This window comes from Pseudomonas sp. 18.1.10 (assembly GCF_024655625.1).
GTDB lineage: Bacteria > Pseudomonadota > Gammaproteobacteria > Pseudomonadales > Pseudomonadaceae > Aquipseudomonas.
Window position 1 is genome coordinate 17,516 of sequence record NZ_JANLGL010000058.1, and the last position, 13,868, is coordinate 31,383.

13 protein-coding genes are annotated in these 13,868 nt (G+C 62.0%); 11 read left to right on the forward strand and 2 right to left on the reverse strand.

The window, feature by feature from the left end:
* Positions 1–11 precede the first annotated feature (11 nt).
* The gene (locus tag NUV89_RS12645; RefSeq protein WP_257781586.1) at positions 12–644 is read right to left on the reverse strand and encodes a DUF1120 domain-containing protein; all 633 of its coding nucleotides are present in this window, start codon (positions 642–644) and stop codon (positions 12–14) included.
* 393 nt (positions 645–1,037) lie between these two features.
* Here NUV89_RS12645 and NUV89_RS12650 point away from each other — a divergent pair, with 393 nt between their 5' ends.
* The 8 genes from NUV89_RS12650 (at position 1,038) to dacB (ending at position 9,658) form a co-directional block, all read left to right on the forward strand.
* Positions 1,038–1,823, forward strand: coding sequence for a hybrid sensor histidine kinase/response regulator (locus NUV89_RS12650; protein ID WP_257781587.1), 786 nt, complete (start codon positions 1,038–1,040; stop codon positions 1,821–1,823).
* A 179-nt stretch (positions 1,824–2,002) separates the two neighbouring features.
* Positions 2,003–2,638 carry a response regulator transcription factor gene (locus NUV89_RS12655; RefSeq protein ID WP_017736718.1) on the forward strand — a complete coding sequence of 212 codons (636 nt, stop codon included), beginning with the start codon at positions 2,003–2,005 and terminating at the stop codon, positions 2,636–2,638.
* A gap of 257 nt (positions 2,639–2,895) precedes the next feature.
* Positions 2,896–3,549, forward strand: a complete 654-nt coding sequence (locus NUV89_RS12660) for a DUF1120 domain-containing protein (RefSeq protein WP_257781588.1) — start codon at positions 2,896–2,898, stop codon at positions 3,547–3,549.
* 97 nt (positions 3,550–3,646) lie between these two features.
* Complete coding sequence (locus NUV89_RS12665; protein WP_257781589.1) at positions 3,647–4,117, forward strand: nuclear transport factor 2 family protein; 471 nt, start codon at positions 3,647–3,649, stop codon at positions 4,115–4,117.
* Between the two features lie 37 nt (positions 4,118–4,154).
* Positions 4,155–4,430, forward strand: a complete 276-nt coding sequence (locus NUV89_RS12670; protein ID WP_090409144.1) for a GIY-YIG nuclease family protein — start codon at positions 4,155–4,157, stop codon at positions 4,428–4,430.
* A gap of 75 nt (positions 4,431–4,505) precedes the next feature.
* Positions 4,506–5,441, forward strand: a complete 936-nt coding sequence (locus NUV89_RS12675; protein ID WP_257781590.1) for a glutathione S-transferase family protein — start codon at positions 4,506–4,508, stop codon at positions 5,439–5,441.
* Positions 5,442–5,607: 166 nt separating this feature from the next.
* Entirely contained in the window at positions 5,608–8,028 is a 2,421-nt protein-coding gene (locus NUV89_RS12680) for a TonB-dependent receptor (protein WP_257781591.1), read from the forward strand.
* A 190-nt stretch (positions 8,029–8,218) separates the two neighbouring features.
* Positions 8,219–9,658: a D-alanyl-D-alanine carboxypeptidase/D-alanyl-D-alanine-endopeptidase gene (gene dacB, locus NUV89_RS12685; protein WP_257781592.1), complete on the forward strand. Its 1,440-nt coding sequence runs from the start codon at positions 8,219–8,221 to the stop codon at positions 9,656–9,658.
* Between the two features lies 1 nt (position 9,659).
* Here dacB and NUV89_RS12690 read toward each other — a convergent pair whose 3' ends face one another.
* Positions 9,660–10,439 carry an IclR family transcriptional regulator gene (locus NUV89_RS12690; protein WP_257781593.1) on the reverse strand — a complete coding sequence of 260 codons (780 nt, stop codon included), beginning with the start codon at positions 10,437–10,439 and terminating at the stop codon, positions 9,660–9,662.
* 120 nt (positions 10,440–10,559) lie between these two features.
* On the opposite strand from NUV89_RS12690, the gene hmgA reads away from it, so the two are divergent.
* From hmgA to maiA, 3 genes are read left to right on the forward strand one after another with little or no spacing between them, the layout of a single operon-like run.
* Positions 10,560–11,843, forward strand: coding sequence for a homogentisate 1,2-dioxygenase (gene hmgA / locus NUV89_RS12695; protein ID WP_257781594.1), 1,284 nt, complete (start codon positions 10,560–10,562; stop codon positions 11,841–11,843).
* A gap of 2 nt (positions 11,844–11,845) precedes the next feature.
* Positions 11,846–13,132 (forward strand): fumarylacetoacetase, encoded by a 1,287-nt coding sequence (gene fahA / locus NUV89_RS12700; RefSeq protein WP_257781595.1) that lies wholly within the window; start codon positions 11,846–11,848, stop codon positions 13,130–13,132.
* 12 nt (positions 13,133–13,144) lie between these two features.
* Positions 13,145–13,780 carry a maleylacetoacetate isomerase gene (maiA, locus tag NUV89_RS12705; protein ID WP_257781596.1) on the forward strand — a complete coding sequence of 212 codons (636 nt, stop codon included), beginning with the start codon at positions 13,145–13,147 and terminating at the stop codon, positions 13,778–13,780.
* Positions 13,781–13,868 lie beyond the last annotated feature (88 nt).

Below are 13,868 nucleotides of genomic sequence, written 5' to 3' on the forward strand. Positions count from 1 at the left end.
GTCAGGAAGGATTACAGGTAGCGCAACTCGAAGGTGGCAGAACCGTCCAGAGCGATGGTTTCACCGGTCGGTATTAGATCTTTTGGAAAAATGAAGGCTTGGACCAGCAGGTCCAGAGACACGTCCTTGAGAGGAATGGGGGCCCGCACACCGGAGGATTGGTTGCCGAAAGCGATCAGTGTGTTTGCTGGAACGCCTGCATCAGGATTGAAGAGCCAGGTCGATCCGTTATCGAAGGAGTAGATTGAATAGGCGCTAGGGTTATCCGGCAGGATGTTTTTCATGCTCAGGAAGTACGTGCCGATCCAGTTTTTTGCACTGATCCGCCCGAGTATGAATGAGGCACTCTGGCCCGGAATGGACGATCGATTGTCTTGGCTGGCCAGCGCGAACAAGCTGGCGCCCTCGCAATTGACCGCCAGTTTGAAGGTGCTTTCAGGTAGCTTGGTGACCCCTGTCGGGTTGAGGTCGTGTACCGAGATCTTGCCGTAATCCACCAGCCCATCATTGCTCACGCTTGGGGTGCAGGCGTTCGGGGTAATCGATCCTTTAACTGACAGGTCCACACCGCTGGTGGCGAGTGCAGGGGTGCCATGGCCGATCAGCAGGGCACCGACCAAGGTGGCGAGAAGAAAGGTTTTCATATCAACCGGTATTCCTATGCAAGGGCGTCGGGACAGATAAGCGCGGGGAAGTTGCCCAGGGTTTTATGGTTGTGTGGGCACGCGCTGCTTCAGGGAAAGCGGGAGGGAATCTACCGCCGGGACGAAGCGGCGCAAATGCAACTATTACGAATGACAGGGTGGCAATGACAAAAAGGGCTTGTGGAGTGAAATAGCGTCGTTTAATCCGCGGCGAGGGGGCTTTGTCGTAGTTGTTGTATCGCTCTGATTAATTCGTTCGGATATTTTTTCGCGCTCTTTGATGGCCGCGATTCATTCATTTGGATTGTGGAAATCATCCTGCTGCGAAAAGTTCGGGTGCGGCCGGTGCATGGGCCGGCCGGTTGAGCTGATCGCTCTCTGCATGAGGGCACCATGGCGCACCACTTACCTGAACGATGCTGGCCCCATGCCAGGGTATTGGTGGTGGATGACCACGGTACCTACCGCCTGCTGATGGGCTCATTGCTGACAAAACTCGGCGTGGCCCACCACTGTTGCAGCGACGGGCAAATGGCGTTGGAGGTGCTGAATGTCGAGTGTTTCGACCTGGTCATCAGCGATTGCCGGATGCCGGTCATGGACGGTTACGCGATGACCCGCGAGCTGCGTCGGCGCGAGAAAGCGCAAGGCCGCCCATCCGTGACGGTACTGGCCTTGACCGCCAGCCTGGGGCCGGAAGATATCCGCCGGTGTATGGCGTGCGGAATGGATGGCTGGTTGACCAAGCCTATTGGATTCGCCCAATTGCGTGAGGTTTTGCGCTATTGGCTGGCGCCTGCGCAGTCAGTGGGCACTGTCGGCAAGCGCATGGATAGCCCGGCTGTGCGGCGCGGCACGATGCCCAGCCGCGCCAGCCTGATCGAGGCTTTTGGTACTTGGGATGTGGTGGAACCGATGCTGTTCAGCCTGATCCAGGAGGCGCATGCCGACCTGGCTGTGCTGGCCGCCGCGCAAGCCACGCTGGATGCCAGACAAGCTGCGCAGTGCCTGCATCGTCTGGCGGGCAGCGTGGCGTTTGTGGGGGACACCGGCCTGGAGGGCGACGCGGTCGCGTTGATCCATGCAGTGCAGGCCTGCGGGGTGCGGCTGAACCAGTCCGGCCTGGATGGCTACCGGCAGAGCATTGAGCGCTATCTGGATTACTTGGCACAACTTTGAAGGAATTTATACCTCTGTCATGTAGTACATTTCCGTAAGTATGTTCTCTTAATTGTGTAGGGTTTATGCATGGCGCTTAAAACCGGGGCGTAGCGCTGCGTGGAGGACTTATTTCCTGTTGTTGCAAAAACACGATCGCGGTATTTTGCTGGTCTCAAACTGCCATCATGGAATACCCGATGATTCGCATCATTATTGCTGACGATCACCCCATAGTTCGCGTAGGTCAAAAAGTGGTGATCGAGGCGAGTGGAAAGTGCAAGGTCGTGGCCGAAGCCGATGGCCCGGACCAACTTCTGGAGTTGATTGAACGTATTCCGTGCGACGTGATCGTGACCGATTTCGCCATGCCCGGTAATCAGCAGGCCGACGGTTACGGGTTATTGGGTTTATTGCATCGAAAATACCCCGATGTCCCCGTGATCTTGGTGACCATGTTCGCCAATATTGCCACCTTGCGCGCCGCGTTTGGCCACGGCGCGCGAGGCGTTATTGCCAAGAGCGCATCCGCCAGAGAGTTGCCGCAGGCGCTGATGACCGTGGTGCAGGGGCGCCAGTTCGTCAGTGAATGCCTGCGCTTGCAGCTGGATCAGGCCTGCCTGGCGCAACCGACCAAGGCGCCGACATTGTCGGGCAAAGAGCAGGAAGTGGTGCGCATGTTGGCCAGCGGGATGACCGTCAGCCAGATTGCCGCGCGGGTCAATCGCAGTATTTCGACGATCAGCAAGCAGAAGAGTACGGCGATGCATCGGTTGTGCATTTCCACGGATGTGGATCTGTTTGCCTATGCACGGGATGCGGGAATGGTTCCTTGAATCAAGTGTCACGTTAATTGCTTCTGTGTGCGTTGAAGTTGCTGTAGCTGGGGCGGTTATTAGTGCGGCATGCCTATTCGTAAAACTTGTATTGGGCGCTGTGGCGTTGCGCGATAAAGTCCGTGAGTGCTTTGGTGGCAATTGCGCCTTGGCATAAATCCCTAGTCTAACTACAGAGTCGTAATTGTTGGCGAGCCTGGTGCAGTCGTGTGTCCGCTACTCGTCAACTAAAACGCACTCGAACGAGCACTTTATATATGAATAAGTTGATTAACGTGATGGCCGCCGTCATCGCGCTGGGCGGTGTCGGCCAGGTATTGGCGGCGTCCAATGTGGAGTTGAACGTCAACGGCCGTATTACGCCAGCGGCGTGTACGCCGGCCTTGTCCGGCGGCGGGGTGGTGGACCACGGCAAGATCTCGCGCAAGGACTTGAACCCGGGAAATGTGCCCACCGCACTGCCGGTGGCGACGTTGCGGTTGAGTGTCGAGTGCGCCGCGCCAACACTGATCGCGATCAAAAGTCGCGACAATCGCGCCGGTAGTTCTGGCGAGGAGTTCATCGGTAAGCGGGAAAATTTTGGCCTGGGCCTGGTCGATGGCGACAAAAAAGTGGGTTGGTACCTGCTGAAAACCCTGAATGGGCAGGCCGATGGCGTGGATCGACCGATGATTGAATCGGACGATGGCGCGAGTTGGTCGGACGCCACTCACCCCGACTTGGTGTGGCAGGTAGAGGGCATGCGCAGCGTGAGCGAGCGCGCAGGTAGCGATTCGGCGCCGTTGCCACTCAAGGCAATGTCGATGGATGTGCGGGTCGAGACCATGATTGTCAGGCTGCAATTCCTGCCGCCGCTGGGTGAAGATATTCCCCTGGACGGCAGCGCCACCCTGGACGTCGTTTACCTCTAACCCCACCCCCCTTATTGACACGGCAAATGGGCATGGCTTTCCACCCATGCGCAGCTTATCGTGCAGCCCTGATTACACTGAATCACGGAGCCTGCCCATGAGTGATGCCCACGACGCCCAGATCAACCGTTTCTACCAGGCCTTCCAGCGCCTGGACGCCGAGGCCATGGCTGCTTGCTACACCGACGACGTGGTGTTCAGCGACCCGGCCTTTGGCGAACTGCGCGGGCGCGATGCCGGCGATATGTGGCGCATGCTCACCACCCGCGCCAAGGATTTCTCCCTGACCTTCGACAGCGTGCGCAGCGATGAGCGCGGCGGCAGTGCACATTGGGTCGCGACCTATCTGTTCAGCGCCACCGGCAACACGGTGGTCAACGACATCCAGGCGCGCTTCGTATTTCGCGACGGCAAGATCTGCGAGCACCACGACAGCTTCGACCTGTGGCGCTGGTCACGTCAGGCCCTGGGCACCAAAGGCCTGTTGCTGGGCTGGACGCCCATCGTCAAAAACGCCGTGCGCACCCAGGCGCTGCGCGGTTTGAAGGCATTCCAGGCCAGTCGTTGATAAGCTTGGCGCTCCTGTGTGTTAGCCGAATCGACCCGTGACTGATCCTTCTGAACCCAAACCCTGGTTCGTCTACCTGGTACGCGCCGCCAATGGCGCGCTGTACTGCGGCATCAGCAATGACCCGGTGCGCCGTTTTGCCTCCCACCAGAGCGGCAAGGGCGCGCGGTTCTTCCTGTCCAGCCCGGCCGTGGCCCTGGTGTACACCGAGCAATGTGCAAGCAAAGGCGAGGCGTTGCGCCAGGAGCGGCTGATTAAGAAGTTGAAGAAAAGCGCCAAGGAATGCCTGGCGGCCAGTGGCTCATTGATTTGACTGATGGGTTCCCATCGTCCCCAAGCGGGTTTTTGCAGGCTAAGCTAGCGGCTCACTTCTAGAGCGGAGTCCGGCATGTCTGAGTTGATCCTTCACCACTACCCGCAATCCCCCTTCGCCGAAAAAGCCCGCCTGTTGCTGGGCTTCAAGGGCCTGTCCTGGCATTCGGTGCTGATCCCGCCGGTGATGCCCAAGCCGGACCTGAGTGCCCTCACCGGCGGCTATCGCAAGACCCCGGTGCTGCAAGTCGGCGCGGATATCTATTGCGACACGGCCTTGATCGCCCGCCGCCTGGAGCAGGAAAAATCCGCCCCCGCGCTGTTTCCCCAAGGCCTGGAACTGGTCACCCAAGGGTTCGCCGCCTGGGCGGATTCGGTGGTGTTTTCCCATGCGGTGGCGCTGGTGTTCCAGCCGGAATCCCTGGCCGTCAAGTTCGCCAAGGTGCCGCCGGAAATGCTCCAGGTGCTGGTGGCCGACCGCGGCAAACTGTTCAGCGGTGGCACGGCAACACGTGTGCAATTGGACCAGGCCCTGCACCAATGGCCGGCGATTGTCAGCCGCATCAATCAGCAATTGCAGCACCAAGCGGGGGATTTCCTGTTTGGCGAACCGTCGATTGCCGACTTTTCCCTGGCTCACCCGTTGTGGTTCCTCAAAGGCTCCTCGGTGACTGCGCCGCTGGTGGACGCCTATCCGGCCGTGGCCGCCTGGCTGGACCGCGTGCTGAGTTTCGGCCACGGCACCTCCACCCAGATGAGCGCTGCACAAGCGCTGGAAATTTCGCGCAACGCCACGCCGGCCAATCTGCCGGATGAAGTGTTCGCGGACTTGAATGGCTTCACGCCGGGCCAGCAGGTGAGTATCAGCGCCACCGACTACGGCACCGACCCCGTCGCCGGCGAACTGCTGTTTGCCGGGCGCGAAGAGCTGATCCTGCGCCGCACCGACGAACGCGCCGGCACCGTGCATGTGCACTTCCCACGCATGGGCTTTCGCATTCAGGCGCAATAAGATCGTCCCCACGCTCCGCGTGGGAACGCATCCCCCGACGCTCCGCGTCATGCTCTTTCGGAAATATTTTGAATTCCATGTGAGGTAAACCCGCGGCCCATCCGTGTAGTGCTTGAAACTGCGATCAATTCGCATTAACAGCGTTTTCTACACGGGTTCTCACAGCATGAAGTTGACGGCGGGCGGTTGGGTTAAACAGTGGCTGGGAGCCTCGGTATTGGCGGTCTCGGGCCTGGCATTGCTGCCTCTGGCCGTGGCGCAGGCGCAAGAGCAACAAAGTACCCAGTTCAACTTTGCCCTGGCAGCCAAGCCGCTGCCCCAGGCCTTGAGCGATTTCAGCCGGGTCACCGGGATCAGCGTGATCTACACCGACGAAGCGCCCTACGGCCTCAAGGCCCCGGCCGTCAGTGGGCAGATGAGCGCGACCCAGGCCCTGCAACGCCTGCTGAGCAACACTGGCTTTACCTTCCGCCAGATCGACGCGCGCACCCTGGCGCTTGAACCGCTGCCGACCGAAGGCGCGGTCAACCTCGGCGCCACCACCATCAGCGGTGTCGGCCAGCAGGCACAGGACAGCACCAGCTACCAGCCGCCGCCCACCAGCTCGGTGATGCGCTCCAAGGCCCTGCTGCTGGAAACCCCGCAAACCGTCAACGTCGTCCCCGCCCAAGTGCTGCGCGACCAGACCCCGCGCAACCTGGATGACGCCCTCGGCAATATCAGCGGCATCACCCAGGCCAACACCTTGGCCAGCACTCAAGATGCGGTGATGCTGCGCGGCTTTGGCGACAACCGTAACGGCTCGATCATGCGCGACGGCATGCCGGTGGTGCAGGGCCGTGCGTTGAACGCCACCGCTGAGCGCGTCGAAGTGCTCAAGGGCCCGTCGTCGCTGCTGTACGGCATCCAGGACCCGGGCGGCGTGGTCAATATCGTCAGCAAAAAGCCCGAACTGGTGCAGTCCACCGCCCTGACCGTGCGCGGCTCGACCTTTGGCGACGGCAAGAACGGCAGCGGCGGCAGCCTCGACACCACCGGGCCAATTGGCGACAGCGGCCTGGCTTACCGGCTGATCGTCGACCACGAAGACGAAGACTACTGGCGTAATTTCGGCACCCACCGCGAGACGCTGGTGGCGCCGTCCTTGGCCTGGTACGGCGACAACACCAAGTTGCTGTTTGCCTACGAGCACCGCGAGTTTCTCTCGCCGTTCGACCGGGGCACCGCCATCGACAAGTCCAACCACCCGCTGGACATCCCGTCCACCCGCCGTCTGGACGAGCCCTTCAACAATATGGAAGGCCGCTCCGACCTGTACCGCTTCGAAGCCGACCACGACCTGAACGACGATTGGAAAGCCCACTTCGGCTACAGCTGGAACCGCGAGACCTACGACGCCAGCCAAGTGCGCGTGAGCGCGGTGGCCACCGACGGCACCCTGACCCGCAAGATGGACGGCACCAAGGGCGCGATCACCACCGACCGCTTCACCACCGCCAGCCTCGAAGGCAAGGTCAATGTGTTCGGCCTGCAGAACGACCTGGTGTTCGGCATGGATGACGAGTACCGCAAGATCTACCGTGCCGACCTGATCCGCCAGAACTCGCGTGGCTCGTTCAACTACTACAACCCGGTCTACGGCAACGAAGTCGCCGGCACCACCGTCAGCGCCGCCGACAGCGCCCAGACCGACCTGCTGCGCAGCGACTCGCTGTTCTTCCAGGACGCGATCCACCTCACCGACCAGTGGATCTTCGTCGCCGGTGCGCGCTACCAGATGTACGACCAATACGCCGGTAAGGGCGTGCCGTTCAAGGCCAATACCAATGGCAATGGCCAGGCTTGGGTGCCGCGTGCGGGCCTGGTGTATCGCTACACCGACGAGCTGTCGTTCTACGGCAGCTACACCGAATCGTTCAAGCCCAACTCCACCATCGCTGCGTTGGCGGATGGCAGCAAGTTGACCGGCGACCTGACGCCCGAGGAATCCAAGTCCTGGGAACTGGGGGCCAAGCTCGATATTCCTGGGCGCATCACCGCCAGTGCGGCGCTGTTCAATATCGACAAGCGCAATGTGTTGGTCTCCGTCGGTTCCGGTGCGAACACCGTCTACAGCATCGCCGGTCAAGTGCGCTCCCGTGGCCTGGAACTGGACGCCAGCGGCCAGTTGACCGACCAGTGGAGCCTGATCGGCAGCTACGCCTACACCGACGCCGAAGACGTCAAGGACAAGGACCCGACCCTGGAAGGCAACCGCCTGCAAAACGTCGCCAAGCACACCGGTTCGCTGTCGGTGGCCTACGACTTCGGCAGCATTTTCGGCGGCGACCAGTTGCGCGTGGGCACTGGCGCCCGCTACGTCGGCGAGCGCGCAGGCGACGCGGCCAACGACTTCACCCTGCCGGGCTACACCGTGGCGGACGCGTTTGCCACCTACAACACCAAGATCGACGGACAGAAGGTCAAGTTCCAGCTCAACGTGAAGAACCTGTTCGACCGCACCTACTACACCTCGGCGGCCAGCCGCCTGTTTGTGTCGATTGGCGATGCACGGCAGTTCTCGGTGTCCAGCACGTTGGAGTTCTAAGCCTGACCCCTTGTGGCGAGGGAGCAAGCTGTGGCGAGGGAGCTTGCTCCCGCTGGACTGCGCAGCAGTCCCAGTCTTTTAAACAAAGAGCTGGGGCCGCTTCGCGCCCCAGCGGGAGCAAGCTCCCTCGCCACAAGTGAAGCGAGCTGGTAGCGTTGCCGCATTGATTTTTCGCGGAAACCCAGCACCGATGCAATTGGCAAAGTTGATCTATACCAGCGCACTCCTGTTTTTACTGAATGGTTGCGCCAGCGTTTCGCAGACCGCCACCCAGTCCTCCCTCGACCAACTCTTGGCCGACCCGGCGCTGCACGGCGCCACGGTGTCGCTGACGGTGCGCGATGCCCGCAGTGGCACCACGCTCTATCAGCACAACCCGCGCACGCGGCTGGTGCCGGCCTCTAACCTCAAGTTGCTGACCACGGCGGCGGCGATGGATGTGCTGGGCCCGCAGTACCGCTTTGCCACCCAGCTGTTGAGCAACGGCGTGCAGCAGGGCGAGCGCCTCAGCGGCAATCTCTACCTGCGTGGCCTGGGCGACCCGACCCTGCAATTCGCCGACTACCAGGCCCTGGCCGCACAACTGGCGAGCAAGGGCATCCGCCAGGTGCAGGGCGACCTGGTGTTCGATGACACTTGGTTTGATGCTGAACGACTGGGCGTCGATTGGTCCCACGATGACGAAAGCACCTACTATGGCGCACAGATTTCGGCGCTGACCGTGTCACCCAATGCCGACTTTGATGCAGGCACCGTGCTGGTCACGGCCAAGGCGCCGGTGCGGGCTGGCCAGCCGGTGGCGGTGACGATCTTTCCGCCCACCGACTACCTGCAACTGAGCAACCGCGCGGTCAGCGGGCCGGGTAATACCTATGGGATCAACCGACGCCACGGCACCAATCTGTTGCAACTCAGTGGCGCGGTGGCGCCGGGCAAGCAGAGCAGGCAACTGGTGAGCGTGTGGGAGCCGACGCAGTTGGTCGCCAACCTGTTCGAGCAGGCGCTGGCGCAGCAGGGCATCACCGTGCTTGGCCGTCGCGTGATGGGCGGCGCCAGCCCGGCCACGGCAAACGTGCTGGCCGAGCATCAGTCGGCGCCGTTGCAGGCGCTGATTGCGCCGCTGCTCAAGCTGTCGAACAACAACATGTCCGAAGCCTTGCTCAAGGCCATGGGCCGCAAGACCTCGAATGCCGGGACGGCATCGGCAGGCGTGGCGGCGGTGGCGGGCTTTATGCAGCGCCAGGGGCTGGATACGACGATGTTGCGTCAGGTGGACGGCTCCGGCCTGTCGCGGATGAACCTGGTGTCATCGCAAACCCTCACCGACCTGTTGCTGGCCGCAAGCAAACAACCCTGGTTCGACGCCTGGTACACCGCGCTGCCGATTGCCGGCAACCGCGAGCGCATGACCGGCGGCAGCCTGCGCTTTCGCCTGCGCGAAACCCCGGCGGCGAATAACCTGCACGCCAAGACCGGCTCCATGGCCGGCGTCTCCTCATTGGGCGGCTACATCACCGACGCCCACGGGCGCCGCTTGGTGTTCTCGATGATTAGCAACAATTACCTGGCCAGTGGCGCGCAGATCAAGGCCCTGGAAAACCGCGTGGCGCTGACCCTGGCCAACTGGTGATTCAGGGCTGATAACCCATGCGCCAACTCACGGCCCGGGTCGCCGCCAGCAAGTGCTGCGCCGCCGGGCCGTCTTCGTCGGCGTGGAACAGTGAGGTGGGGCCGACCACGGTCATCACCGCCGCGACTTGCCCGACGGCGTTGAACACCGGCGCCGACAATGCATCCACACCCGGCATCAGCAAGCCATGCACAAAGTGCAGGCCGCGGTTGCGGATCTGTTCGCACGTGGTGGCGTAGGCCTGATCGTCGGCCAGGGCGTGGGCGATCCCGGCCTCGATCTCGCGCGCCCTCAAGTCCACCGTCTCCCGCGACGGCAGGAAAGCGCTGAACACCAAGCCCGTGGACGAACTGAGCAGCGGCAACACCGAACCCAGTTGCGTCACCACCGTGATCGCACGCACGGCGGGCTCGATATGCACCACGGTCGCGCCCTGGTTGCCCCAGACCGCCAGGAAGCAGGTTTCATTCAATTCATCGCGCAGCTCGGCCAGGGGCAGGGCGCCGACCTTCAACACGTCCATGCTGCCCAGCGCGGCCAGGCCCACGCGCAACGCTTCGCGGCCGAGGCCGTAATGGTTGGTGGCGGTGTTCTGTTCGGCAAACCCCGAGGCGATCAACGCCTGCAAATAGCGATGCACCTTGCTCGCGGGCATCTGCACATGGTCGGCCAGGCGCGACAGCGAAGTGGCCGGCGACAGTTCGGCGAGGGCCTTGAGGATATCGGTGCCCACTTCGGCCGAGCGGACTTTCTGTTTACCGGTGTCGCGGGGCTTTTCCATGGAAGGGCGAGAATCCGAGAGATGAATGGGCGTCTTTATAGCTTGACGGTCGATAGTGTTCAAATTACGTTATGCGTAACTGGATTACGATAAAAACAACTTCAGCACAGAGGATGATCCATGAACCTCGAATACCTGTCGGGCTTCGGCAATGAATTCGCCAGCGAAGCCCTGCCCGGCGCATTGCCGGTCGGCCAGAACTCCCCGCAAAAAGCGCCCTACGGGCTGTACACCGAACTCTTTTCCGGCACCGCCTTCACCATGGTCCGCAGCGAAGCCCGGCGCACCTGGCTGTACCGCATCCAGCCGTCGGCCAATCACCCGGCGTTTATCAAGCTGGAACGGCAACTGGCTGGTGGGCCGCTGGGGGCGGTGACGCCGAACCGCTTGCGCTGGAACCCGTTGGATATTCCCGCTGAGCCGACGGATTTCATCGACGGGCTGGTCGGCATGGTTGCCAATTCCGGTGCGGAAAAACCTTCAGGCATCAGCATCCACCACTACCGCGCCAACCGCTCGATGGAGCGCGTATTCTTCAATGCCGATGGCGAACTGCTGATCGTCCCCGAGCAAGGCCGCCTGCGCATCGCCACCGAGTTGGGTGTGCTGGACGTGGAGCCGCTGGAAATCGTCGTGCTGCCCCGTGGCCTCAAATTCCGCGTCGAACTGCTGGACGCCCAGGCGCGCGGCTATGTCGCCGAAAACCATGGCGCGCCGCTGCGCCTGCCGGACCTCGGCCCCATCGGCAGCAACGGCCTGGCCAACCCGCGGGATTTCCTCACGCCGGTGGCGCACTACGAAGACCTGAAACAGCCTACAACCCTGGTGCAGAAATTCCTCGGCGAACTGTGGGCCTGCGAGCTCGACCATTCGCCGCTCAACGTGGTGGCCTGGCACGGCAACAACGTGCCGTACAAATACGACCTGCGCCGCTTCAATACCATCGGCACGGTCAGTTTCGATCACCCGGACCCGTCGATCTTCACCGTATTGACCTCGCCCACCAGCGTGCACGGCCTGGCCAACCTCGACTTCGTGATCTTCCCGCCGCGCTGGATGGTGGCCGAGAACACCTTCCGGCCGCCGTGGTTCCACCGCAACCTGATGAACGAATACATGGGCCTGATCCAGGGCGCCTATGACGCCAAGGCCGAAGGCTTCCTGCCCGGTGGCGCGTCGCTGCACAGCTGCATGAGCGCCCACGGCCCGGATGGTGAAACCTGCACCAAGGCGATCAACGTCGAGCTGGCGCCGCACAAGATCGATAACACCATGGCTTTCATGTTCGAGACCAGCCAAGTGCTGCGCCCGAGCCAATTCGCCCTGGACTGCCCGCAACTGCAACCCGCTTACGACGCGTGCTGGGCTTCGTTGCCCGTCACCTTCAACCCGAACCGGAGATAACCATGACTCAGTCCACTTCTACCCGCAGCTGGGTATCTTCTGCCAACGGTCACGCCGATTTCCCACTGCAAAACCTGCCGCTGGGTGTGTTCAGCATCAACGGTTCGGCGCCACGTAGTGGTGTGGCGATTGGTGATGCGATCCTCGACCTGCACGCGGCCATCGACGCGTTCGCAGGCGAGGCGCGCCGCGCGGTCGAAGCCACTGCCGGTGGCCAGTTGAACGCGTTTTTCGAACTGGGCCGTGGCCCGCGTGTGGCCTTGCGCGAGCGCCTGCTGGAACTGCTCGCCGAGGGCAGCCCGCTGCAAGCGCGGGAAGCCCAGGTGCTGCACCGCGCCGCCGATTGCCAGATGCATGTGCCGGCGCGCATCAACGACTACACCGACTTTTATGTCGGCATCGAACATGCGCAGAACGTCGGCAAATTGTTCCGTCCGGACAACCCGCTGCTGCCGAACTACAAGTATGTGCCGATTGGTTATCACGGGCGTGCTTCGACCATTCGCCCGTCGGGTGTCGACGTGCGCCGTCCCAAAGGCCAGACCCTGCCTGCCGGTCAGACCGAACCGACGTTCGGCCCGTGCGCCCGCCTGGATTACGAGCTGGAGCTGGGCATCTGGATCGGCCAGGGCAATGCCATGGGCGACTCGATTGCGATTGGCGATGCGGCTGAGCATATCGCCGGTTTCTGCCTGCTCAACGACTGGTCGGCGCGGGACATCCAGGCTTGGGAATACCAGCCGTTGGGGCCGTTCCTGTCGAAAAGCTTCATCACCACCATCTCGCCGTGGGTCGTCACCGCCGAAGCCCTGGAACCGTTCCGCAAGGCCCAACCGGCGCGTCCCGAAGGCGATCCACAGCCGCTGCCGTACCTGCTGGACAAACGTGACCAGGCCGCTGGCGCGCTGGATATCGAACTGGAAGTGTTGCTGACCACCGCCGCCATGCGCGAGCAAAACCTGCCGGCCCATCGCCTGGCGCTGAGCAACAGCCTGCACATGTACTGGACGGTCGCGCAGTTGGTGGCGCATCACAGCGTCAACGGCTGCCAGTTGCAGGCCGGTGACCTGTTTGGTTCGGGCACGCTGTCCGGCCCGCAGGCAGGGCAATTCGGTAGCCTGCTGGAAATGACCGAAGGCGGCAAAAAAGCCATCGAGTTGCCGTCCGGCGAAGTGCGCAAGTTCCTCGAAGACGGTGACGAAATCATCCTGCGCGCCCGTTGCAGCCGCGAGGGTTTTGCCTCCATCGGTTTTGGCGAATGCCGCGGCACCGTGATCGCGGCGCGTTAAGAGGGCTGGGTAATGGAACTCTATACCTACTACCGTTCCACTTCGTCATACCGAGTGCGCATCGCCCTGGCACTCAAGGGTGTGGATTTCACTGCGGTGCCGGTCAACCTGCTGGTGCCGGCCGGTGGTGCGAATCGCCAGCCCGAGTACCTGGCGATCAACCCGCAGGGCCGCGTGCCGGCCTTGCGCACCGACGACGGCGAGCTGTTGATCCAGTCGCCGGCGATCATCGAGTACCTCGACGAACGTTATCCACAGGCGCCGCTGCTGTCCAAGGACCTGGCCACCCGCGCCCATGAACGTGCGGTGGCGTCGATCATTGGTTGCGATATTCATCCGCTGCACAACTCCAGCACGCAGAACCTGTTGCGCCAGTGGGGGCATGATGAGGCGCAGGTGCTGGCGTGGATCGGCCATTGGATCAGCCAGGGCCTGGGCGCGGTGGAGCAGTTGATTGGCGACAAGGGTTTTTGTTTTGGGGAGCAGCCGGGCATGGCGGATGCGTTTCTGATTCCGCAGTTGTATGCGGCGGAGCGCTTCAAGGTGGCGTTGGCGGCGTATCCGCGTATCGGCCGGGTAGCAGCGTTGGCGGCTCAACATCCAGCCTTCATCCAGGCCCATCCCGCCAATCAACCTGACACCCCCTAAATACAAATGTGGGAGAGGGCTTGTGTGGGAGCGGGCTTGCTCGCGAAGGCGGTGGGTCAGCCAATACATGTGCTGACTGACACACTGC